Source organism: Peribacillus sp. NPDC056705, from assembly GCF_043656335.1.
Window position 1 is genome coordinate 1 of record NZ_JBHTYI010000042.1, and the last position, 24,132, is coordinate 24,132.

18 protein-coding genes and 2 pseudogenes are annotated in these 24,132 nt (G+C 36.9%); 17 read left to right on the forward strand and 3 right to left on the reverse strand.

The features are described from left to right. Positions 1-746: 746 nt before the first annotated feature. The 12 genes and pseudogenes from ACFRAK_RS25280 to ACFRAK_RS25335 form a co-directional block, all read left to right on the forward strand. A complete protein-coding gene (locus ACFRAK_RS25280) occupies positions 747-986 on the forward strand; it encodes a hypothetical protein (protein WP_260288771.1) in 240 nt (79 codons plus the stop codon). Between the two features lie 116 nt (positions 987-1,102). After that, the gene (locus ACFRAK_RS25285; protein ID WP_387707205.1) at positions 1,103-3,343 is read left to right on the forward strand and encodes a transglycosylase domain-containing protein; all 2,241 of its coding nucleotides are present in this window, start codon (positions 1,103-1,105) and stop codon (positions 3,341-3,343) included. Positions 3,344-3,840: 497 nt separating this feature from the next. Further along, on the forward strand, positions 3,841-4,389 hold the full coding sequence (locus tag ACFRAK_RS25290; protein ID WP_387707203.1) for a hypothetical protein: 549 nt from the start codon (positions 3,841-3,843) through the stop codon (positions 4,387-4,389). Between the two features lie 206 nt (positions 4,390-4,595). After that, positions 4,596-4,781: a hypothetical protein gene (locus ACFRAK_RS25295; RefSeq protein WP_387604811.1), complete on the forward strand. Its 186-nt coding sequence runs from the start codon at positions 4,596-4,598 to the stop codon at positions 4,779-4,781. Further along, a complete protein-coding gene (locus ACFRAK_RS25300) occupies positions 4,778-5,284 on the forward strand; it encodes a hypothetical protein (RefSeq protein WP_387707201.1) in 507 nt (168 codons plus the stop codon). Before ACFRAK_RS25295 ends, ACFRAK_RS25300 begins: the two co-directional genes overlap by 4 nt. A gap of 149 nt (positions 5,285-5,433) precedes the next feature. Then, a pseudogene (locus tag ACFRAK_RS25305) lies at positions 5,434-5,686 on the forward strand (citrate transporter); the annotation flags it as partial. A 1,007-nt stretch (positions 5,687-6,693) separates the two neighbouring features. Next, the gene (locus ACFRAK_RS25310; RefSeq protein ID WP_394572735.1) at positions 6,694-8,427 is read left to right on the forward strand and encodes an amidohydrolase; all 1,734 of its coding nucleotides are present in this window, start codon (positions 6,694-6,696) and stop codon (positions 8,425-8,427) included. A gap of 351 nt (positions 8,428-8,778) precedes the next feature. Beyond that, positions 8,779-10,113 carry a sensor histidine kinase gene (locus ACFRAK_RS25315; RefSeq protein WP_387707197.1) on the forward strand — a complete coding sequence of 445 codons (1,335 nt, stop codon included), beginning with the start codon at positions 8,779-8,781 and terminating at the stop codon, positions 10,111-10,113. Beyond that, complete coding sequence (locus ACFRAK_RS25320) at positions 10,091-10,699, forward strand: response regulator (RefSeq protein WP_387604819.1); 609 nt, start codon at positions 10,091-10,093, stop codon at positions 10,697-10,699. Before ACFRAK_RS25315 ends, ACFRAK_RS25320 begins: the two co-directional genes overlap by 23 nt. A 311-nt stretch (positions 10,700-11,010) precedes the next feature. Next, entirely contained in the window at positions 11,011-12,279 is a 1,269-nt protein-coding gene (locus ACFRAK_RS25325; protein ID WP_387604821.1) for a cation:dicarboxylate symporter family transporter, read from the forward strand. Positions 12,280-12,349: 70 nt separating this feature from the next. Further along, positions 12,350-14,431 carry a gamma-glutamyltransferase gene (gene ggt, locus ACFRAK_RS25330; protein ID WP_394572736.1) on the forward strand — a complete coding sequence of 694 codons (2,082 nt, stop codon included), beginning with the start codon at positions 12,350-12,352 and terminating at the stop codon, positions 14,429-14,431. Between the two features lie 159 nt (positions 14,432-14,590). Next, positions 14,591-14,674: pseudogene (locus ACFRAK_RS25335) on the forward strand (L-lactate permease); the annotation flags it as partial. A gap of 491 nt (positions 14,675-15,165) precedes the next feature. On the opposite strand, the gene ACFRAK_RS25340 reads toward ACFRAK_RS25335, so the two are convergent. Next, positions 15,166-17,571, reverse strand: coding sequence for a M14 family metallopeptidase (locus tag ACFRAK_RS25340; protein WP_387706345.1), 2,406 nt, complete (start codon positions 17,569-17,571; stop codon positions 15,166-15,168). Between the two features lie 437 nt (positions 17,572-18,008). On the opposite strand from ACFRAK_RS25340, the gene ACFRAK_RS25345 reads away from it, so the two are divergent. Both ACFRAK_RS25345 and ACFRAK_RS25350 read left to right on the forward strand, forming a co-directional pair. Further along, complete coding sequence (locus ACFRAK_RS25345; RefSeq protein WP_387604827.1) at positions 18,009-18,149, forward strand: hypothetical protein; 141 nt, start codon at positions 18,009-18,011, stop codon at positions 18,147-18,149. Between the two features lie 182 nt (positions 18,150-18,331). After that, positions 18,332-18,478: a hypothetical protein gene (locus ACFRAK_RS25350; RefSeq protein ID WP_387706347.1), complete on the forward strand. Its 147-nt coding sequence runs from the start codon at positions 18,332-18,334 to the stop codon at positions 18,476-18,478. A 183-nt stretch (positions 18,479-18,661) separates the two neighbouring features. On the opposite strand, the gene ACFRAK_RS25360 is transcribed toward ACFRAK_RS25350, so the two are convergent. Together ACFRAK_RS25360 and ACFRAK_RS25365 are read right to left on the reverse strand one after the other, a co-directional pair. Beyond that, positions 18,662-19,555: an ROK family protein gene (locus ACFRAK_RS25360; RefSeq protein ID WP_387604829.1), complete on the reverse strand. Its 894-nt coding sequence runs from the start codon at positions 19,553-19,555 to the stop codon at positions 18,662-18,664. 86 nt (positions 19,556-19,641) lie between these two features. After that, entirely contained in the window at positions 19,642-20,073 is a 432-nt protein-coding gene (locus ACFRAK_RS25365; RefSeq protein ID WP_192207573.1) for an AAA family ATPase, read from the reverse strand. A gap of 326 nt (positions 20,074-20,399) precedes the next feature. Between ACFRAK_RS25365 and ACFRAK_RS25370 the strand changes: the two genes are divergently transcribed. The 3 genes from ACFRAK_RS25370 (at position 20,400) to ACFRAK_RS25380 (ending at position 24,097) form a co-directional block, all read left to right on the forward strand. Beyond that, a complete protein-coding gene (locus tag ACFRAK_RS25370; RefSeq protein ID WP_387604831.1) occupies positions 20,400-22,313 on the forward strand; it encodes a galactosyltransferase-related protein in 1,914 nt (637 codons plus the stop codon). A 1,025-nt stretch (positions 22,314-23,338) separates the two neighbouring features. Continuing rightward, entirely contained in the window at positions 23,339-23,848 is a 510-nt protein-coding gene (locus tag ACFRAK_RS25375) for a putative periplasmic lipoprotein (RefSeq protein ID WP_394572737.1), read from the forward strand. A 99-nt stretch (positions 23,849-23,947) separates the two neighbouring features. Beyond that, positions 23,948-24,097 (forward strand): hypothetical protein, encoded by a 150-nt coding sequence (locus tag ACFRAK_RS25380; protein ID WP_394572738.1) that lies wholly within the window; start codon positions 23,948-23,950, stop codon positions 24,095-24,097. Positions 24,098-24,132 lie beyond the last annotated feature (35 nt).

Here is a 24,132-nt window from a genome sequence, read left to right on the forward strand (position 1 = left end):
GAACTAACGGGTGCGTTAGCTGAAGGTCAGAGCCGTCTTAAAGGCGGCTTTTCTTATGCAACTATCGGGGCAGGTTAGTGCAATTAAGACGGGTTGAAAACCCAGCTCTCTTTTAAGTCGCTCTTGAGACATATTATTCAGCTAAGAAAAATAAAAAATAAAAATCCATCCCTGAAAAGCTTCAAGGATAGATTCAGACAAACACCAAGATCCTTAGGGTGTCTCTTGGATGGCTTATATATAGGTAAGTTATCCAGGTTATTACGTAAAACGAACATAAAATATAGAAAAAGAGAATGTGCTTAAAGGGGAACAAAAGTCGAAGATCCAGCTGCCATAATTGGTGGCTTTTTTTATTGGCTAAGGTGCAGATTTGGTCTTTATATAGAGGGGGGAATCGAGGATTAAATATTTTGCCCCCTTAATACTAAGGTTCAATTCGAATTAATATAAATAGACTTAAAAAAATGAAATTTTCTATACACGCTTTGATATATATCTTTTTAGGCTGTATCTATGGTATTCATGAAATATTTATAGATGGTACACAAAGGTATTTTTCAAAAATAGTAGGATTGCTATCCAGCATTTATAACATGGGTATTTGCTTCATGTATAACGTCTTTGAAAGACAAAGCTGGTCGATAATTGCATTCTTATTTAGTTTATAAATTTTAAGACTATTCGAGTAGACGTGTTTCCCTACTTAAGACAATCAGAAGTTGTTCTCGAAAGGGGGATCTAATTTGAAGAAATTTATTGTTTGTTATACCTTGGATGATGATATTAAACGAGAAAAAATAATAAAAGGGCCAGATGTAAAGAAGGAAGACGTTCTAAAAGATGTATTAGATAAGATAGTACGAAGTAATTACTTTATTGCGAAAACCGACCAAGGAGAGTATAGGATAAATTCTTCCTTAATACGTTATATACAGGTTTTGAATGAAATGCATTGTTTTAAATACCATACTGATCATAAATGACTAGTGAGTAAATAAAAGGTTATTTGCATAGTTTTCTTCAATTTTGTTGAGTAACTTGAATATGGGAGAGAAGATTAATGTCAGAAATGTATCGTTCTCGTCAGGAACGAAAACAAGTGGAAAAAACAAAACAAGATCAAAAAAAAGGTAAAAACTCACCTAAAAGAAGGTCTTTCTTGAAAAAAGTTTTACTTTGGTGTTTATTATTAGGTGTTGTTTCAATTGGAATAGGGGCAGTTACGGTTGCAGCAATGATTAAGGATGCACCCAAAATAGAAGCTTCAAAATTAGTCGATCCCCTTTCTACCAAATTATACGATAAAAACGGGAATTTCATTTACGAATATGGTAAAGAAAAGCGGACAAAAATTAAGTATTCTCAAGTTCCAAAAATGTTGGAACATGCTTTCATTGCCACGGAGGATGCACATTTTTATGAACACAATGGCATTGATATAAAAGGAACTTCGAGAGCAATCTTCAAGAACCTAAAAGGGGATTTCGGATCTCAAGGCGGAAGTACGATTACACAGCAGGTCATTAAAAACTCCTTTTTGTCACCTCAGAAAACAATAAAGCGAAAGGTACAGGAATGGAGCTTGGCCTATCAGCTTGAGCAAAAGTATTCCAAACATCAAATCTTAATGATGTATTTAAATAAGATCTACCTTGGAGACGGGGCATATGGTGTAGCAGCTGCCGCCAAAAATTACTACGGAATTGATGCCGATCATCTAAATAAATTAACGCTTCCGGAGGCCGCTATGCTGGCTGGGCTCCCGCAGAGTCCAAGTTATTACGATCCCACTGAACCCGAACATGTGAAAGCTGCAACAAATCGTCGTAATATTGTTTTAGAAGCTATGTATAAACAAGGGTATATTACGAAACAGCAATTGGATGATGCAAAGAAGGTTCCAGTTACAGCAGGACTTGTTCCAAAAACGAAAAAACAACCAGGAATGCCGTACGAGGCATTTTTGGACGCTGTTGTAAAAGAAGTTGAAAGAAAGCTGGAAAATGTAGATATCAGTTCGGATGGATTATCTATTTATACGACGCTAGATCCAAAAGCTCAGACCTTTGCGGACAAAATAATGAACACCGATGCGATTATTTCTTATCCAAATGACAATTTTCAAGGAGCCTTCGTATTTTTAGATACAAAAACAGGAGAAGTTCGAGCTATTGGGAGCGGTCGAAACCAATATAAAGCTTCCTTCCGAGGCAACAACTTTGCGGTTGATATTAAACGTCAACCAGGTTCTACTTTCAAGCCAGTCTTTGATTATGGTCCGGCTATTGAAAATTCAAAATGGTCTACAGCACACCAAATTAATGATCATGAGATAACCTACTCAAATGGTCAATCCATTTCTAACTGGGACCATCAATATCACGGAATGTTGTCGATTAGAACAGCACTTCAATGGTCATACAATATTCCAGCACTCCTTACCCTGCAAGAAGTAGGGATGGATAAAGCACAAAACTTTGCAGAAAATCTGGGTATTACTTTTAATAATAATAAGGTGTACGAATCATATGCGATTGGAAGTAATACGGTTAATCCATTAGAGTTGGCAGGGGCATATAGTGCTTTTGGAAATAACGGTGAATACAATACACCACATTTTGTTCGTAAAGTTGTCTATCCTGATAGCAGAGTTGTTAATTTTACTCCAAAGCCAAAACGTGCTATGCATGATTACACAGCTTATTTGGTGACGGATATGTTACGGACAGTCGTAAAATCTGGTACAGGAAAAACAGCAAATGTCCTTGGACTAGATGTGGCTGGAAAAACTGGCACAACCAATTTTGACAGTAAAACCAGAGCACAATATGGATATCCATCCGGTTCGGTAAATGATAGTTGGTTCGCTGGTTATACACCGCAATACACTATGGCGGTTTGGACTGGATATACTAAAAATGGTTCAGGTAATTATATGGATGGAAATACAACTAAAATCTCGCACCAAATGTTTAAGGTCATGCTGGAAGCGTTTGGAACAGACCGAAGTAGCTTCCAACAGCCTAGTGATGTATACCAGGTGAATAATGAACTGTTCATTAAGGGTGCAAATGCTGAAGAAGCTCCACCAGTTACAAAAAATAATAAAGATAAACCATTTGATATTGATGGCAATAAAGAGGATAAAAAACATAAGCAAAGGGAAGAGAGGCATAAACAACAAGAGGAAAATAAATACAAACAAAAGGAAGAGAAGCATAAACAACAAGAGGAAAAGAAACACAAACAAAAGGAGAAGCATAAACAACAAGAGGAAAAGAAACACAAACAAAAGGAAGAGAAGCATAAACAACAAGAGGAAAAGAAACACAATCAATAAAGTTTTTTAGGATGGGATCGCATTGGTTCCATCCTTTTTTTATGATACACGTTGAAAAAGATACATATTTTAGGGGCAAATTCATTGAAATTTGTCTTTTTATGTAGTTAATCCTCTCTTCAATCAGATAAATACACTAATAATATGTGATTGGTTTATAAAGGGCATGAAAGGACATAAATAATAATCTAATATCATTTTACGTCCGAAGAAAAGTTATTCCATGTACCTACGGAAATATAGGATAGTAATTGCTTTTTAGTTATAGCTATAATTTCTATATTAGTTTATTTGAACAACGTAGTGTTGAGACATAATGTAAGGTTCTTACAGAATTAATTTAAACGAGGTGAAGTATTTTATTTAATCTATCGGGCACTTAAGTAGTAGATGGGGTTTCGGTGATAATGACCAAGTTAAGAATCTAAAGGTTATTTTAATTTAAAAATGCAGAAATGTAGTGTATATACTAATCTTATTTATAGGAGGACAGATCAATGAATACACGGGAAGTCAAGGTCCAAAAACAAGGGTGGATTCCTAAAAAGGAACGTATATGGGTAATCGTGGCGATTATTATCGCTGCTTCGATAATGCTTTGGGGAATTAAGGGACTATTACAACTTTCATTAACCACTCTTCACAGCAGGCAGTTTGAACATACATTTAAAGGTTTTGGCTCCAATGCAAGAATTGCCTTATTTTTTGTACTTGCTTATTATGTATTTCTTCGAGTTATTAGGCTTCGTATGCTTAAAGGTCAAGGCAAGGTAAAAAAATGGTTGTCTACTTTGCTGCGCTTTGCCCGAAGATGGCATACTCCAGCAGCGATTATCGCCATCGCTTTTATTATTTTGCATACGGTAGCTGTTTTTATGCACGGCTTCAAATTTGATTTAAATAATATAAGTGGATTGCTTTCCTTGCTAGTCCTGCTTCCAGTTCCTATATCGGGAATATTTCGATATCAGAGGAGGGACCGGAAGTGGCATTTGCGGTCTGGTGTTGCTTTTGCTATTCTATTTTTAATTCATTCTTTTTTATAACCAACATGTTAAAAACCTTATTAGAGTCAGAGAAATATTCTATTTTCAGGTGTAATGAAGTAAATGTAACAATGGGGGAAATAATAAAGTGATCGTTTCGTGATTTTTTAATTAAAGGACCGTCAATATACCTGTTTTTTGTACAAAAGAAGGATGGCCACCAAGTTTCGACGAATATATCAATATACTTTTTGGAGGTGTTGGATATGGGGATTTGTTGTGGAGAGTGCCACGTTGAATTAAAGAGTGATGATTATGTCACATTGGATGAATTTAGCACGCTGAGGCACACATATTGCGGTTATGATCTTATTTCCGAGCTGATCAAAGACATTGGGACTTATCGAAATATCAAAACAAAGTATTGGTTTTCCCGTGAGCGTACTAAATGAAAATAGGTAAAATCCTGGAGTTAATTAAAACTGATACACCAGCGAATATTGCCAAAAGGGCTGATGTTCATCTTTCAGAAAAATTACTAAGAAAAGCATTGAATAAAGCTGGTTATGAGTATAGTAATTCAGGCGAAAAAGGCTGGTATTTCGTTGGTAAAGGTGACGAGGAAACGGTACAAGAGCAGCTTATTTATGACTTTGCAACAGCAGGAAAGGAAAAGGCGAACGTTTCAACTAATGTAAATAAAGAACCTATTAACGATACCAACCAACGTTTTAACGTTGGCATAAAACGTGGTAAAGAACAGGTCAAACAAGCGAACGAACAATCAGCACCAACCATAGAACGAACCAACGTTATAAGAAAACGTTCTTCATTCGATATGGATGTTGAACTTATGAAGGAACTAAAAATACAAGCAATCATTCATGATAGGACGGTTTATGAACTAGTTGAAAGTGCCGTTAGGCACTATTTAGCTGAATTAAAGGGAAAATGATGTGGATTTGAAATAAAGTCACGATGTTTATAATAAAGTTGCACCGTTTTACCCCTTTGGATAATATCCTCTAAAGGGGGTGTTTTTATGTCCAAAAGATAAAGTACATCTGAAATTTAAAAATCAATCAAGGGAATTTTTGAGTGGTAATGGCAAATGATCCTTATTATTTTGGAGTATTATCTATTATAGCTTAAACCGCCGCGGCATACGGAGTGGATCCAGTTGAAATTGCACGAGCTTCTGTGCTGGGGCAACTGATTCATGCGATGAGTCCTTTTATTGGTAGGGATGGCAAAGGTGGATTTTGGTAAACATCAAAAGTTTACTTTAAAGTGGGCAGTAGGAACATGTGTAGTCATGATTCTTATTGCTTTAATCACAGGAGTTATTTCTTTATAGAGTTTATTTCAGGGAGCGATTCTTTACTCGTATGTAATAAAAGGGTGAATGAGGGCCAACCTACGGTAGTACTGAAAGCAGTAAATCATCGCGAGTAGCAACCTATCACGCTCGGACAGCACAACAAGACTACAAGCAAGCCAAGGAGGACAGGGCTATGGTAGAGACAAAGAGAAAATCCCAAGACCAGGGATACATATGTCTCGTAGCGAAGTCAAGACCAAGTAGGCCAAACGATGATAGCGTTTTTTATAGGTAAATGGGAGCCATCTAAGTAAATTAAGGAAGGCAGCTAGAACCCCGCTAGAAACCCGCGAGTAGTAACCTATGCTAGTTCACAAGTACTTTGCAATCTCTAATTGGTATAAAAAATCCATTATATAAAACGTACAAGCTTAGCACCATAAACAGGTACCTGATTTTATTTTTTATTTGGGTATTATTTATGTGCATGTAAAAAACACCCCTTTTAAAAGGAGTGCCCTCTTGTTATACAATCTCAGGGTAATAACTATCTGGAAATTTCTATACATAACATAACTAGGAAAGTTATCTAACCTTGTTGGGCCAAAGTAACGGAATCAATCGCCAATTTTGAAGCTTTTTCGGGAAGTTGATAAGCAATAACTTGATCGTTTTCTTTGTCCTCTTCTTAATAATATCGCATAGATTTTAGGGATATCGTTGATACTCTTTTTCTTATGGAGCTAAAGTCAGGTTAGTTCAACAGTACTGTTTGATCTTTGTTCAACAATTGGGCCATCCTAATGAGTTTTAGATAAAATAGCCCATTTTTAATTAACTCTATATAAAATTCAGAATATTTAGTATAATATATTTATAATTGGTACGGACATCATGACGTTTATGAATCTTTTTCAACAGCATTTAGGAGGGGGGCCCTTTCAAGTTGTTTAAATGAAATATTTCTTAGAAAATCATTGGTGTATTTGGCAAAAACAAGAGGTGTTATGGATAGGATCTTAAATCAGAAAAGGGGTTTTTTCTTGAAAAGGAATTTTTTAAGTAAAAGAAGTTTGTTTATCTTTTCCCTAGTTTTTGTGCTTGCATTAGTAGGCTTTTCTTCAGGTACACTTCCAGACCATCTTGATTCTCTTGCACCTGAAACTGTTTACTTTAACGGGAAAGTTATCACCATGGACAAAGGTGCTACCATTGTCGAAGCCGTAGCAGTCAAGGACGGAAAAATCATTGCCGTTGGTTCAAATAAGGAAATTGGTAAGTTAAAGGGACAGCACACGAAAGTCGTTGATTTAATGAATAAAGTGTTATTGCCGGGGTTCTATGATGCCCACAGTCATTTTCCGAGCTCCGGAATGGACGGGACTGTTCAAGTTAATTTAAATAGTCCTCCGGTAGGTCCTATTAAAAATGTTGATGATCTGATCATTGCCTTGAAAGATCGAGCTATGGAAACCCACGAAGGTGAATGGATACTCGGGCGAGGGTACGATCAGACACTTTTAGCGGAAGGACGTCACCCGACACGTGAAAATCTGGATAAGGTATCAACGGAGCATCCAATCTATATCGGACATACTTCCGGACATTTAGCAGTAGCTAATAGTGTTGCGCTTAAATTGGCGGGAATTACAAAAGATACTCCCGATCCGCCTGGTGGGGTAATTGTAAGAGACCCTAAGACAGGAGAACCGACTGGGGTATTAGAGGAATCTGCTAAAGAACTTGTAAGCAAGCATATTCCTGTTGTTACAGAAGAGGAAAATCTTGCAGCGTTTAAAAAGGCTGTCCAGGATTATATCTCAAAAGGTGTAACGACCTCGATTATAGCTGGGGCAAATAAACAGGGTCTTATTGATTTACAAAGATATCAGAAGCAAGGTTTGCTGCCGTTAAGGGTTACAGCCATGGGTGCGGGGTTTGGTGGCGTTATAACCCCTGGTGAATTAGGCGGTATTGTAACGGGTTTCGGCAGTGATATGCTGAAGCTTGGCCCTGTGAAGCTGTCTCATGATGGATCCATTCAAGGATACACCGGCTATTTAAGTAAACCGTACCACGTGCCTCCGGGAGATGATCCAAATTATCGGGGATATCCGGCGACAAGTCGTGAGGAATTAACGAAGCGAGTAGTGGATTTGCATAAGGCTGGATACCAAATTGCGATTCATGGTAACGGAGACGCAGCGATTGATGATATTCTTTACGCCTTCCGTACTGCCCAGGAGGAGTATCCGCGTAAGGATGCCCGTCATCGTATTGAGCATGCTCAAATGGCTAGATTAGATCAATTGGATGAAATGAAGAAATTGGGTGTTACACCATCATATTTTGTCTCCCATACCTTCTTTTGGGGGGATCAGCACAGGGATATATTCATGGGGCCTGAACGTGCAGCTATGATGAGCCCTCTTAAATCTTCCATTGATCGTGGTATTAAATTTAGCATTCATCTTGATTCTCACATTACTCCAATGGACCCGCTGCAGGCAGTATGGTCCGCTGTTAACCGGATTTCAAGAAGCGGAAAAGTGATTGGTCCGGAGCAAAGAATTACACCATTAGAGGCACTTCGCGCAGTAACAAGTGATGCAGCATGGCAAAACTTCGAGGAAAATGAAAAAGGCTCAATCGAAAGAGGAAAATTTGCGGACTTTGTTGTTCTGGAAGAAAATCCGTTAACAGTTGACCCTATAAAAATTAAAGAAATCAAAGTACTTAAGACAATTGTGAACGATAAGGTTATCTACGAAAATTAAATTAAGGATAGAATGCACGGGGACGGTTCTACTGCTTCATTCACTTGCTGGTGAAGCACAAGAACCGTCTCTTTGCTTCCTTCGTGCCCGGCAAGCCGTTATTTGCTAGTTGTCGAGAGTCCAACCCGAGTAAGTGCAAAGACGCTCGGTAGCTGACAGGCAAATGGTGGAGAAACCCGTTACGAACCCTATATTTTTTCAAATTCACATTATGTTTGACCAAAACTATTTCTTGTTAAGGAATCATTAAAATATTAATATTGTTTTAATATTAAATCATTAAAAGAATTTTGTTAATATTAATGAAATTAATATAATTTTAAGAACTAACTTAGATTGAAAGGGGAGTATATGAGTAAGTCACTTATTGGAAAAGCAGTGTGGGGGATGGCTTTAATTTTCTTAGGCATTTCTATGCCGCATTGGCTTAGCTCACAAAATGTAGGCCTAGGTATACTAATGAATATTATGGAGGAAAATCCCCATGGGAATACTCTCTTAATAATGGCTTTTTCCATAGTTATGCTTAATACAATTCGCGCACTTCCATTTTATATTGGTGCTATTATGTTGGGAAATGCATTAGGAGAAAAGTTACAGAGGAATTGGCTCAGAATAGCTATTCCTCTTGCTGTCATCCCACTTACCTATGCAATTATAAATTTATCAATTAAATCTAATTATCACTTTGGTATTCCAGCCATTATCATACTTTTATGTATCATCTTAGTGCAATTATTGGAAAAAGGAAGATTGGGGTTATTTATGAAATCCCTTATTCTTGTTCAAATTCTTTTTGGGGTACAGTGGTTAGATGAGGTGCCTTTTCTTACAAGGTATGGGTTCGGTCATGGAGCCATCTCTACTAACGTCAAGAAATGGGCAATTGAAATTGGATTCGATCAAGCTCTTTCGTTATATGCAATCGTGTTATGTTCTATATTTCTAATTAATGCTTTTATTCTGATGGGGTTTCTCGTTAGATGGAGGATTATTCAAGAACTGCACATTATTAAGTTAGAGGCTCTAGAAGCTCGTTCTGATAAAGAAGTGTTGAATCTGGTTCATGATTTAAAAACTCCACTAGCCTCTATTGAGGGGCTCATTTCTTTAATTGGTCTATATAATAAACATGAAAGAACCAAAGAATATTGTGGTAGTATTTCATTGTCTATTAGTTCTATGAGTGAAATGATATCTGAAATTTTATATAAATCACACAAGAGTTGTTGTTCTTTAAAAAGTCTGGTTGATTATACCTTGTCAAGCCGATTAAGTGGTACCGATAAAAAGGTCAATCTAGAATTACCCGATCAACCAGAAACTATTAAAATTTGGGTTAATAAGATCCGGATGACTCGTGCGATAGTAAATTTGATTAATAATGCTTTTGACGCCATTGAAGGATGTCCTGAAGGAAAGGTGACTATAAAAGCTAAAAATTATGGCGATCAGATTTTGTTAGGTGTATCCGATAATGGAAAAGGAATGAATGAAGAGGAGCAGAAGAAGATTTGGAAGGCTGGATACAGTACAAAATATCAATCAGGAATTGGATTATCTTTTGTTCATCAAGTGGTGGAAGAGCATAAAGGAACAGTTTCTATTGAAAGTAAAATTGGACAGGGAACCACAATTTGGATGCATCTAGCAGGGGGGAACAATGATGAAGATTTTAGTTATTGATGACGACAAATCAGTTCGCTATATGTTGAAAGAAATTTGTGATTTTGCAGAATGGAAAGTAATAGCTTGCTGCAATGGAAAAGAAGGTGTAGAACAATTTATAAAGAATGAGATTGACATTGTTCTCGTAGATTTTCATATGCCTGTAATGGATGGACTAACGACCGTTTCTGAAATTCGTAGACTCAATAGGGAAGTTCCCATTCTCGTTTTAACGGTAGATGAACGCCAAGAGATTGCTGATCTTTTTTTAGAGAAGGGGGCAACTGATTTTGCATTAAAACCAATAAAAGCGCCGGACCTCATCTCTCGAATTCAATTACATAAGCGGCTTTTCGAAGCAACAAAGACAAAAGGTGATGTTTTTGTAACGAAAGGAATGAGTCAAACGACTTTATCCCATGTTTCAGTTTTTTTACAATCTTGTATTCAGCCCTGTGCGATTGCTGAGATTACAAAAGAAGTAGGTTTAGCTTATCCTACAGTTTATCGCTGTTTAATTCATTTAATCCAAAAAGGGAAAGTACGTACAATAGTGAGTTATCAAAAAATTGGTAGACCTAAAAACCTTTATGAGTGGGTATGAATTTACTATATGAGCATAATCTTGAGTCGTGGCTGTAACTAAGTTCACAAAGACTAGAGTTATGCTTTTTCTTTTTTTTCTTTTTTTTCTATTTTATAAGAAAAAAAGTGTAGATATAATTCTGTTAATTAGAAGATTTGATTATTAATATAGTTGTTTGAAATTTAAATAATGTTAAATTTTCTGAAAATAAAATGAAAGGGCTTTCAGCGATAGAGAGAATTATGTAAGGTAGTATGTTTAAAAAGTATCTTTATTCAACTATTTAGTAGATAGAAAGAAAAGAAAAGAAAAGAAAAAGGGGACATTTAATGAAAAAATTAAGTTTAGCTAGCCAAATTTTCATTGGTTTAATTTTTGGGATTATCGTTGGCACCATTTTTTATGGTAATGAGACAGCCCAAAACTTTTTACAGCCATTCGGAGACATTTTCCTACGAATGATTAAAATGATTGTTGTGCCAATCATTGTATCAAGCCTTATCGTTGCGGTTGCCGGTGTAGGTGATTTGAAAGCGGTAGGTAAACTAGGTGCTAAATCATTATCATACTTTGTTGTGGTAACGATGATTGCGATTGTTGTTGGTTTAATTTCCGCGAATATCATCCAGCCTGGTGCTGGTGTGAATATGAATAATCTGGAACAAACTGATATATCCACTTATGTTGATACAGCCGAAACCAAGCAGCATGAATCGTTCGTAGATACACTTGTACACATTGTGCCATCCAATCCAGTCAAGGCCATGGTAGAAGGCGATATGCTAGCGATCATTTTCTTCTCCGTGTTGTTTGGACTTAGTATTGCGGCCATCGGTGAAAAGGGTAAACCAGTATTCCGTTTCTTCCAAGGTACAGCTGAAGGAATGTTCTACCTAACTAACATGGTCATGAAATTCGCTCCTATCGGTGTATTTGCACTAATCGGTGTGACGATCTCCAAGTTCGGTTTGGAATCTTTAATTCCGTTAGGAAAGTTAGCGCTTTCTGTTTACGGAACAATGATTTTCTTTGTAATTGTCATTCTTGGCATTATTGCAAAATTTGTCGGATTCAATATCTTTACGTTGATTAAACTTCTAAAAGAAGAATTGATTCTTGCTTTCTCTACTGCAAGTTCAGAAGCGGTTCTTCCGAAAATCATGGAAAAAATGGAGAAAGCGGGATGTCCGAAACATATTGCTACATTTGTTATTCCGACTGGATACTCCTTTAACCTTGATGGCTCAACATTATACCAAGCGTTAGCGGCTATCTTCATCGCTCAAATGTACGGCATCGATTTAAGTGTGTATGAGCAAATTACGCTAATGCTAGTGCTAATGATCACGTCCAAAGGGATTGCCGGTGTACCAGGTGTATCTTTCGTAGTTCTTTTAGCGACATTGGGAACTGTCGGCATTCCTATTGAGGGCCTAGCATTTATTGCTGGTATCGACCGTATTCTTGATATGGGACGGACAGTAGTAAACGTTATTGGTAATTCACTTGCGGCAATCGTTATCTCAAAATGGGAAGGTCAATTTAATAAAAGAGAAATAGTAAACAGTATGAATAATTTAAATGAAGAAATTTCATAATATTTATAATTTACGTTCTTTTTTCGGATCTATAGATTAAATTAAATATTTTTTTAAGGGGGAGAAATTTTTGAAGTATCTAATAAGATTTACTTTAGTTATTTTTAGTTTTTTTTGCTTGATTACACCAGCATTTGCTAGCGTGCCTGGAGTAGATAAATCAATGAAAAAAGGAGCAACAAAAGGTATAGTTTCAGTTTCTCATCCATTAGCTGCTGAAGCCGGTAAAAGGATTTTAGAGCAAGGGGGAAATGCAGTTGATGCAGCTGCAGCTATTCAGTTATCTTTAAATGTTGTTGAGCCAATGATGTCTGGAATTGGCGGCGGTGGTTTTATGATGGTTTACAATAAAGATAAAAAGAAAATAACAATGATTGACAGTCGAGAAATGGCGCCTCAGAATGTAAAACCTGACTTATTTTTAGATAAAAGCGGCAAGCCCATTCCTTTTAGTGAACGTCATACAACTGGAAAAGCAGTAGCTGTTCCAGGAACACTAAAGGGAGTTGAAACAGCTCTTAATAAATATGGAACTATGAAACTATCTCAAGTTATTGATCCTGCCATTCAACAAGCTGAGAAAGGTGTTAAGGTCAACTGGGCTACGGCTCAATATATCGACGAAAATAAAGAAAAACTTCAGAAATATCAAACAGCAGCAGACGTATTTGTTCCGCATGGTAAACAATTAAAGGAAGGAGATATCCTTGTTCAACCGGATCTAGCAAAGACCCTTAAATTAATTCAAGCAAAAGGACCCAAAGCATTCTATACAGGTAAAATTGGAAAAGCTCTTGTAAAAGAAGTTCAAAAACGTGGTGGAACAATGACAGAGCAAGATTTAAAAAACTATGTGGCCAAAGAACGAAAACCTATTGAGTCAAATTATCGAGGCTTTAAAGTTGTAAGTGCTGCTCCACCAAGTTCTGGCGGTTTAACTGTTCAACAAATACTAAAGTTAATAGAAGGTTATGATGTGCAAAAAATGGGGGTTAATTCGCCCGAATATCTCCAACATTTAACCGAAGCGATGCACTTAGCTTATGCTGATAGAGCAGCTTATGTGGCAGATGAAGATTTTTATGATGTGCCAACAAAAGGACTTTTAGATGAAAAATATATAGAAGAAAGAAGAAAGCTTATTAATCCAGAGAAGGCTACTGCTGATGTAAAAGAAGGAGATCCATGGAAATATGAAGGCAAGAAATCCTCTTCTCAAGTGACAGTAAAAGAAGAACATCCTATTGGACAAACAACTCACTTTTCTGTTATAGATAAATGGGGAAATATGGTTTCTTATACAACAACTATTGAACAAGTGTTCGGATCTGGTATCATGGTTCCCGGTTATGGATTTATGTTAAATAATGAGATGACAGATTTTGATGCTACACCAGGTGGTGTTAACCAAGTAGAGCCAACGAAACGCCCAAGAAGCAGCATATCTCCAACCATTCTTCTAAAGGACGAGAAACCTTTTATGGCTATTGGTTCTCCGGGGGGACCCACTATTATTGCATCAGTAGTTGAAACAATTATAAATGTTATTGACCATAATATGCCAATACAAAAAGCGATTTTAACGCCTCGTATTTACTCAGCAGGCTATCCAACTATTAGGTGGGAACCGGGAATTGATCAAAATACGAGATTAGAATTAATGGCAAAAGGAAATGTATTCGAAGAAAAGCCTGAAAATATCGGGAATGTACAGGCAGCTATCTTTGATTACGAAACTGGAAAAATGTACGGAGGAGCAGACAATACCAGAGAGGGGACTGTTTTAGGTGTAGATGGAATATCTTATACATCTAAAAAGCCAAAAGAAATAAAAGAGGAGGAAAAAGGACCTTTCACCTTTAAAGTAAACGGTTATGTTTACCCTTACCAAGCTAATCAGATGAAGATAATAGATGGAAAACCATACATTCAATCAGATAAATTATTACTTGGTCTAGGTGTTATTTACTCAAGGGATTTAAAGACATATAAGACAAATAAAAATTCTTATTTATCTGTTATAAAAACGGCAAAGGCATTAGGTTATAAGGTAGATTGGAATGAGAAGGATAAAGTTATACTTTTAGAAAAGGACTTGTCTAATTATGACAATCCAAATGATGATGAAGACGGTGATATTATTACAAACTAATAATTGGTTCTAATGCGAAAGACATTTTTGGGAATTACAGCATGTCATCTTTATTGTATAGAAATAATTAGTAAAAAGGGTTCTGGTGCAAATACTGTATTTGTTTAAAAAAGGCATATAGATTATTAACTGAGTGATATTATCCCATCTAAGTAGACTGCAATTTTATTAACTGGCATTACTTTTGCAGTAACACAATTCTTAAGCTCTAACTTTCTGGGACCGGAACTTCCGGATATTTTAAAGGGGTGAAACCGAAGGCAAAAGAAAAGAAGCCTTTGGATGCTGCTCTTGTGTTGCAAGATGATGGATCCATTGGATTTGAATTTGCTAAAAGCAAAATAACAAACTTAAAATCCCTATCACATAGATAGGGGTTTTTTGCTGTTGCTTATATATATTCAACGAAAGACGGAATGAGTAGCTTAACCGTACTATAATAAATAATGGATACTATGTTCAATATTACAATTATTGGTTCAATTCTTGTTTTATGTCTAAAAGTTAGTCTGTAATTTATAGTATAAAAGATTTAAGACTTATAGACAGAGGATGATACATATTGTTAATTAGTTATGCGAGGGTTTCGACTACTGGCCAAGATTTAGTAACGCAAAAGGAAATATTAACGATAACACGATTTTGGTTATTTTGTATCCAAAATAATGGGAAGTCTATCAGTTCAAAGGAACCAAAAAGGAGTTGGCCCCGTAAGGCCAACCCCTTGCAAACCGTCATTTTATTGTAAGCGTTACAGAATTATAGTTTTTCCCGTTACCAAGTGGATTGTAGTTTTTTTCAATGTTTCCTGCGGCGTCCACAGTGAAATAATTGATGGTTGTTGTCTTTTCAATTTTTAATGTTTCTGCAAATTCACGGGTGCCGCTTAATTTAATTTTAGCTGATTGGAAGGTAGGGCGGCTGCCGTCAAGCGTATAATAAATGGTTGCTGGCTCACTTGTTTCAATCTTAACATCAACCGGACCTGTGTATTTACCGTTTCCAGGTGTAGCTTTTGAGGAAGGCGGCTGATGGTCTTTTGCACTGTTGTAGGCTACTTTAATTAAGCCAATCAACCCATTGGCAAATTCCATTGCTTCTTCATGACCTTCTACAAAGGCTGGCTGGAATCCAACTGCCTGCCATCTTTTTGTATCCTTATTCCATAAATCTGCCCCTACTTCGAAGTTCCAGGCATAAATCCCCTTTTCATACCATAGGTAGTCCGCAGAGTTACCTGCAGCAGAATATAGTACGTCAGGAATTGGACCTGTACGGCTAGGTAGAATGACCGTTCCGCGGTGGTCTTGAATATCATTCAAGATGTTATCAGAAGCTGCCCAGTAAAACGCTTCTTCACCAGCTGATGGGCGTGGCAGTGTTGTACGTTTTGAATCGTAAGCACCAGGGGACCACATGAAGTAGCCGCCATAACTATGAATATTCATTGCAAACTTAATATTTGGGTTTTTGTCAGCAAGCCAGACTAGGTTTCTTCCTTCAGGCTCAGAGTTTTCAGCTGGTCCAGCGTAAGTGTCTCCCGTACAACTTGTACCTCCGCCAATATAGCCATCAAAAACGGATCCAACAGAATGGTTGCGGTTAAGGTCAACTCCCCAATTATTACGGTACCCAGGGTCAGAGGCAGTGGGACCACAGTGATTGGTCATATTCTTACGCTGCATATTGTAATCATTGAAGCTGTAATTGGCACCATCAGGGTTTACTGAAGGTACAAGGAATATATCAAGATTATCGACAAGCTTTCTTGTCTCACTATCTTGACTATAGTTTCGCAGTAGTCTTTCCGCCGTTTCGATTGTTACGAGTGGGGTCACCCATTCACGGGCATGCTCCTGAGCATATCCAAGAACACCTGGTTTAGAACCGTCACGATGCTTGCCGATTCGGATCGCTTTTACTGTAAAAGGATCACGGGAAACGTCTGCCCCTGCCTTCAAGCCGTCAGTTAATATCGCAGCATTCGTAGTTGGTGCGACAACACCAGCACCAGCATTACCGCGGTATGTAGTCGCAGTGACAAGTTGGCCAGCATTCTCATTCAGTGCTTTAACCACTTGTGCGGCAGTACTTGTTGCCTTTCCGGACGAATCAGTAGCTAAATCTACTAAAATCTTGGTACCATCCACAGTCACTTTTAGTGGTGAATTATTGGTTCCCGGATTCTTGAATTCTACCGATACATCATTCCCGCCTTCATGCCCCCATGCTTTTGAGGAAACAACAACTGCGGGATTGGTCGTGCCGCCGATAGTTGCTTGGGCAAGCCGTCTGTAACCATTTGTTTTATTTGGCATATCAATGATTTCTACCAAGTTGGGAAATTCTTTTGCAAGTTTTTCGGCACGTCCATATAATTCATTTGGTGCCATATAGTGGTCAACAAAATCGGTAACATAATCTGTTTTTGGATGTTTCGGCTCTTTCCCTAACCATTCAGTAATGGTGCTCGTAGCTGTTCCTCCAAGATTACTTTCAATTTTAACAGATGAAGGAATGGCGCTAACCGGTAGAAGCAAATAGTGATATAAATATTCACTGTAGTCTACCAATCTAGAAAGTGTAGCAGATTTTTCCTCACCGTTCTCGGTCCAAGTTGCTTTAAGTGCTGTGCTAGCAGTCGCACCGGCGCTTGATTTCACTTCGAGATATAGGAAGGTTCCTGATTGATTGGTAAAATGGTTTGCCCTAAGGACTTTAAGTGTATCCTCGGAAGCTGCCAGACTGGCTTGCATCCGGACAGTAGATTGCCGCTCTGCCACGCGTGTGTTCCATTGGTTTTCGGTGATCAGGGTCTCTTTTACATTGATGCCAAAGGTCTTTAACATGGCAATTTCTGTTGGTGTGACAACGGCATCCACTTCATAGACTCCGTCGTGTGCTTCGATTCTGTGGGTAAGGTCAATTCCAAGCTCAAGAAGCTTCTCCTTTGCCTTATCATTTGGTACTACAAGTTGAACAATTGAGACTGATTCTTCCTTAGGAATCGGCTGGTCAGGCTGTTCGGCCGCTGCAACCGGAATACTTAGGCCTGGATAAAATGTAGAGAACACTAGTCCGGTTATGGCAGTCATCACCAATAAATTCCTTTTCCATTTCTGCTTTTTCTGTTTTGTCAAAAACTGCACCCCCATAATGCTAGAAATTTTAATACAAGCTTATTGTAAATTGAATGTACTTAATATCTTGTCGTAAAATCAGGGGCAGTTAAAAATCCACTCTACAAAAATTTTATTAATACTTTATTTTAGAAGAACAAATATTAGGTTGTTTTTCCTGTTTAAAAAGTACTGTGATACTAAAAAAAGATCTAGTAATTAAGGAGTACAAAATTACTGGATTTTATTCCACTATAATTCCTATAAACTGTATTATGATAATCAACTGTGTTCATTGTTTAATATTGTTGCTTTTTGTTTAATTTTGTAAAAGGAAAGTTGTAATATATTTCATGTGAATTACGGCTCCATTGTTAAAAACCATTAAATGCCTATTAACCTTTGTGCCAGTCCAACATTTAATAAACAAGAATTATTATGAATAGGAATGATGGGGAATGGCAAAAAAAAATACAACTGAAACAAAACAGGGTATTAAGAAAGTGCCAGAGCAAATAAATGAAATAGTAACAAACAAGGAAGAGAAGATACATTTGGAGAGGCTCTTTTTTAAAGTATGCCTAGAAAGCTTGCAATGACTATTTCTCCATATGGTCAAAACTCTTTAAAAATCAATGAATGCTTACTGAAATATTTGAAAATCGGTGGTATGAGTGAACGTAGTATGGCTTGGTGAATTGACATTCTCTTACTATATATTGCTTCACTGTCATTTGAACGTGGAAGTCGAGTAGAAGAGGAAAGCACGGACTTAGGTGATATGATTGCACTTTATAATCAAGCAGATCCAGCAAAATATCCATTGATTATGATGCTAAAATCAGAGATGTTCGCATGCGGATGCATCGAACGTTTTGAATGGAGTATTGAGGTCATTTTACAAGGCATGCTAGCAATGTCGAAATAAAAAAAGCGATGGTAATCCGAACTATGCTCCATTTTTCGGACAGTAAAAAGTTCCTAAACGGCTATTAGGTGGTCCCGGTATTGTACCGGGGCCATTTTCTTTAGTCCCCATTGGTAACGACTCATATTGTATTCTTCTATAACTCTATAAACTAAGGTGAACCGTAACTTAAATAATAAGTTTTTATAAGCTTTGTTGTTGAATTAAATGATACATTGCCCCAATCATTCCTGCGTCATTTCGATGTTTACATAGTTCAACAGGAATCTTAATATCTTTCCACCAAGGGAGATCGTCTAGTTGTTTTTTTATAGTAGTTAACAAATCCTGTTGGGAGGATACTCCGCCACTAATTAAAATTTTTTGTGGGTTTAAAGTTGCTGCTAGGTTGAAAATTCCATAACTAATATTTCTAGCCCATCCGTCAATAAGTTTTTTTACCGATTTACTTTTAGCAGCCTCTGAAAAAACGGTCTCCCCTTTAACATTTTCATATTCACTTATTCCCTTAAGTTTTTTATAGCTCCTAATTAAGGCAGAAGTTGAACCTGTGGAGTGCCATATATCACCGAAATTTTTCCCATTTGCTTGAGTAATCATAAAACCAAATTCACCGCCTCTAAATCTATGACCACGTAAAAGTTTACCGTCAACAAAAATCCCCCCTCCTATTCCAGTGCCAATTGTGACACATATAAAATCGGTGCAATTTTGGGCATTACCGCTTGTTTTTTCTGCTATAGCAGCACAGTTTCCATCATTTTCAATTTCAACCCGTAGTGGAACTTTTGCTTCTAATAAATTCTTTAAATTCTGATTAATCAACGCGGTAACAGCGCCACCTTGTTCTGAGTAACCTGTATTCGGGTTAATAAAGCCTGGTAAACTTATAGCTACACCCAACACATGATTATTTCTTAAGTACATATTAATTGTTTCTACCATTTTTATTATAAATTTATCTAGATTTGTACACGGGGTACTGTAACTGCCTTGTGAAAGAATGGTTCCGTTCTCTAATAAGAGCCCGTGTTTTACTTTTGTCCCGCCGACATCAAAAGAAATATACTTTTCCACTTACATTCCCCCTATACACCGTAGTTTTTATAAGAATATTAAGTAGGCTCGAGGAATTATCACCTCATTTATATTGAATACGATTCCTAATTTACCATAATAATAGTTCCCTCATCCGATGTCGGTTTTTGGTATTCTTTATGAATTTGTTTTAATACATCTTGAGGTAGTCGCATGAGATCTTTGTTCCTTGCTTTACATATTTCATAATCTGTATCCACTTGGTAAATTTCTAACGTAAGCCCAAATTCTTTAGCCACACGTCTCCATTGTTTACGGCGCTTTCTTGTTCTGTTTGTGGTATCTACAATTACTTTATGACCACTTTTTAGCAACGACCTGACCATAAGTTCAGCTGTTTTCCACACTTGTGGTTCAGCCTCTGCTTTATATATTTGACCATGTAAGGAAAGCCTGAGGTCATCAATAGATACACGTACCCATCCGTCGCTCTGTAGTACTTTAGCATATGTTGATTTACCACTTAATGGGATTCCGCACATGATACCAAGTTTCACATTACATCTCTCCAAGTCAGAAATTGCCCCGCCCACACTCAGATACTCTAAACCCTCTGAAAGCATGAATCAGTACATTACATTATAAAATGCGAATGTTAGTTGATTTGAAAGGGGCAAATCAATCAATTATGTGAATAAAAAAAATTTTCATATAGGAATTTTGATTTAACAATATTTCCTACTATACCTAGGTATTTAATGGTGTAGTAAACGATTTAGAAAGTTATGATTTAAAGCTGTGTCAAACATGCTTCAAATTACGTATAGTATCATCAGCATATGGATTGACCTTTTTATTAATAACAAGGTAGGTGAGTGGAATTTTGTTAGAAAAGGTTTCAATAATCATACCTTTCCAAACAGACAATGGCCCAAGAGCGGAAGCATTTAAATGGATTAAACAGTATTATGAACGTATCATGCCCGAAGCTGAATTATGCTTGGGTATAATCGATAACGATAAAATTAATAAATCCAAGGCTGTAAACGTAGCAGCTAAAAAAGCAACAAGAGAAATTTTTGTAATAGCTGATGCGGATATCGTTTTTGACCCTAAACTTATTGTTAAAGCAATAGAGGTACTTAATGAATCAGCATGGGTAGTTCCTTTTACTGAAATTTATGACATTGAAAGATCAGGTACAGAAAGACTGATTCAAACAGAACCAACGTGGCCTTTTGATGTTAAATCTGAAGAATGTACCAAAGCAAATTGGATTTACACAGGTTTTGCGGGAAAACTTATTGTCATACCAAAAGTGAACTTTGAGGCAGTCGGAGGGTTTGATGAACGGTTTAGTGGCTGGGGAGGCGAAGATGATGCTTTTTCACTTTCTGTCCAGACACTTTGTGGTAAATTAGCGAATGTTACAGGAGAAATTTACCATGTATGGCATCCTGTTTCAAACTACGGAACAAATCCAAATGGTAAAGCGAATCTAGAACTTCTCGACCGTTATAAACGCGCAAGTGGAAATAGGAAGGAAATGACCAATCTTATTTCTGGACGAAATGATATAGAAAAGATACAAATTAATAATATTGAGGTTTTAAACAGCAATGAAAATGCATATATGACATCACCTAAAAGCAAAATTTGTTTTGCCATCCTTGTTCATGAAAAGAGAGAGTTAGTCAAGCAACTAATTAAAAATGTCCGTTCTTTTTGCCCTAACAGTGCAATCGTCTTATACAACGGGGGATCTGATAGGACGCTTTGTGAAGGTCTAGGTGTTCCCGTTTGCCCCTCCAGTCGTAAATTAGAGTATGGGCATACTGCCATTTATTTTCTTGAAACGATGGAATGGTTGGAACAATTAGGGACTCAGTATCAATACTTTATTAATATTGACTCAGATGCTTTGTTTATCAAAAAAGGATATGAAGAATTTATTCAAAATGAAATGAAAGATTCGGATTACATGGGGGTGGACTTTAGGGTTCCAAGTAAAGATTGGTATATTGGAAGGGAACTTAGGAAAGACGTTAATAGATGGAAGAAATTATTTAATATTAATCCTTTGTATGGAGTTTTCAATGTTGGACAGGTAATTTCGAGGCCTATTGTTAAAGCATTACTTGAACCAGAAAGGATGGGAAAGTTAAGAAAAGCTTTAATGGAAACCACTTCCTGGGGGATGGATGAGATTATCTTTGTAAACATGGCCAAGGAACTTGGATTCAGGCAAAAAAAATATCCAAACCCCCTGGACTCAGAGATGATACGTTATCGCCCTTACTTTACACTGGAAGAAATGATATACTACCATACTAAAAATAGTGGTTATCTATGTCATCCCATTATTCGAGACAAAGCTGACCCTGTCAGGAAATTAATCCAACATATTGAAAATGGCCATGATTCAGAACTATATACAAACAAGGAATATCCATGGCATGAAGACAATCCAAATAATTATTCCATTTCGCTTCCGATAAAAGGCAAATTTGGTACTTTAGAGCTTGTCGTTCGCTCTGGTTCTGCTTTGACCCACTATTGGCAACCCCCTGGGGGGGAATGGTATAAATCTGAGATATTCGCTAGAGGTGTTACGGGAATTCCTATATTATTCGAAACTCATTCAGGTGTATTTGTGGTAGTATGCAAATTAATAAATGGTGAAGTTTGCTATTGGTGGAGAGACAGCAATGACCAAAACAGCCCTTGGTATGGACCATATGTTTTTCAGCTTGGGATTGTAAATCCGATAAAAGGAAGTGAATTTATTAAAGAGTAAATGTATTTGAGTATAAGTCATGCACTCGAAACTCGATCAACATAATGGAGTTATTATAGTTTCATGGACATATTTTAGTTAAGTCCTTACAAAAAGCTTTTAATATGGATCAGGATAAGGAAAAGTTCCTTACCCTGATCATGAAAATGCTCATAATTTTGCTCAAAGTCTTTTTCTCTTTTTTATTGGCTCTTTTCGTAAAGATTGTTGTTTTTAAAACGAAACGATTTAAGGTTGATTGGAGCGGAAGTGCGAGACTCCTGCGGGAGCAGCGGGACAGGTGAGACCCGACAGGCGTTCACGCCGAGGAGGCTCACCGCCCGCCCCGCGGAAAGCGAGCATCTGGAGGGGAAATCAACCACACCTCACTACTTGGTAAATAGCAACAAAGTATGCGAAAACAGCCTTTTTATTAAAACCTATTTATTATTATTATTTATCTTAATGAATGGGCGGCATGATCCGCTAAATCCCTTAATAGAGGGGTTTAACAAGGATTCTTAAATGAGTGCTCACCTAACATGTGTATATCTTTAAAGTTGAAAGCCCCCAACAGTGTGGGGGCTTTTTTCTTTGTTGAAACGGAAAACTTCATACAATCCACTTTCAACGAAAGATGTACATATAGTTCCAGGCGATGGGGGAACAACCTACTATAGTCTTTTCAAGTTGAAGCCCATAGTTGTTGATGGTCAGGGAAATTGAATAGTGGTAATAGTGATCTACTTTGATTGTGCGCATAATTTGGGGAAGCCATGAGGAGTATCGGTATGGAAAATATGAGAATTTTAGATATATTTATTAATTCAAATGTTATTGAACTGCATTAATGGAGATCGGAGCTGTCTTTAAGGCGGCTCTTTCTTTATGCAACTATCTTTTCGGTTTAGTGCAATAAGGACTTTAAAATGCTATATAAAACAAAGTGAAGATGGTATTATTCTAAAAAAATAATGGGTTTAAAAGCAAACTATAAATGGTAAAATTGAAAATAAATGCATTTTTATCATCGAGGAGAAGTTAAGTTGAAGAAAATTTTTACTGTATTATTTTTACTGATGGTTTTAACAGCTTGTAGTTCCAACAGCACTAACAAAGATTTTAATTCGGATACCGCTAACTTGGAAACTGCTAAAAAAGATACTAATTCGGAGGAAAAGACTGAACATGATTATCAATTTACAGGAGAAAGCGAACATTGGGAAGCTGTATATTCTTATGAAGGAACTGAATTATGGGGAGAGAATGGCGAACAAACCACTCATTCCAGCCAAGATAGCTATGAACTTGTATTAAAATATAAGGGTTCTTTGAAAGAGTTATCTTCTATGAAAAACCTTGAATATACTTATGAAACAACCACTTCAAGCGGAACTAAAACTGAGGCATACAAAGAACCACCTAGCGAAAAAGTATTTACAATTAGAGGTGGATCAGAAAATGGAGCAATAATTGGTGAAGGCGAAATTATAAAAGTAAATGTAAAATGGGATGCCTCTGAAGAGTCATTTGAACTGCATAATAAGGCTAATTGATTTTGTTGAACTAATGGGTGCTTTAGAATAGAATTGGAGCGGTCTTTAAAAGGCAGCTTTTTCCTTACTATTTTTCTTTAACATGAGGAGAGAAGTAATGTGCGATTAGCTATTGCATTAGATAATGAGGAATCTAAAGAAATAAGAAAATGGTTAGAACAATACATATTTCCAAACGATTTCCTTGTAGATAATTTTTTAAATACAAGTACAGTTTTATATTCGGTTGATTTTAATGTAAGACCCTAAATTAATGCTGGCATCAGCTCTTAGTATGCTAGTTT

What these genes read in the sequence shown, in the direction of transcription:
- ACFRAK_RS25290 (WP_387707203.1), top strand. Translation starts at nt 3,841, where the DNA reads ATGAATACACGGGAAGTCAAGGTCCAAAAACAAGGGTGGATTCCTAAA.
- ACFRAK_RS25295 (WP_387604811.1), top strand. Translation starts at nt 4,596, where the DNA reads ATGGGGATTTGTTGTGGAGAGTGCCACGTTGAATTAAAGAGTGATGAT.
- ACFRAK_RS25300 (WP_387707201.1), top strand. Translation starts at nt 4,778, where the DNA reads ATGAAAATAGGTAAAATCCTGGAGTTAATTAAAACTGATACACCAGCG.
- ACFRAK_RS25315 (WP_387707197.1), top strand. Translation starts at nt 8,779, where the DNA reads ATGAGTAAGTCACTTATTGGAAAAGCAGTGTGGGGGATGGCTTTAATT.
- ACFRAK_RS25320 (WP_387604819.1), top strand. Translation starts at nt 10,091, where the DNA reads ATGATGAAGATTTTAGTTATTGATGACGACAAATCAGTTCGCTATATG.
- ACFRAK_RS25325 (WP_387604821.1), top strand. Translation starts at nt 11,011, where the DNA reads ATGAAAAAATTAAGTTTAGCTAGCCAAATTTTCATTGGTTTAATTTTT.
- ACFRAK_RS25345 (WP_387604827.1), top strand. Translation starts at nt 18,009, where the DNA reads ATGGCAAAAAAAAATACAACTGAAACAAAACAGGGTATTAAGAAAGTG.
- ACFRAK_RS25350 (WP_387706347.1), top strand. Translation starts at nt 18,332, where the DNA reads ATGATTGCACTTTATAATCAAGCAGATCCAGCAAAATATCCATTGATT.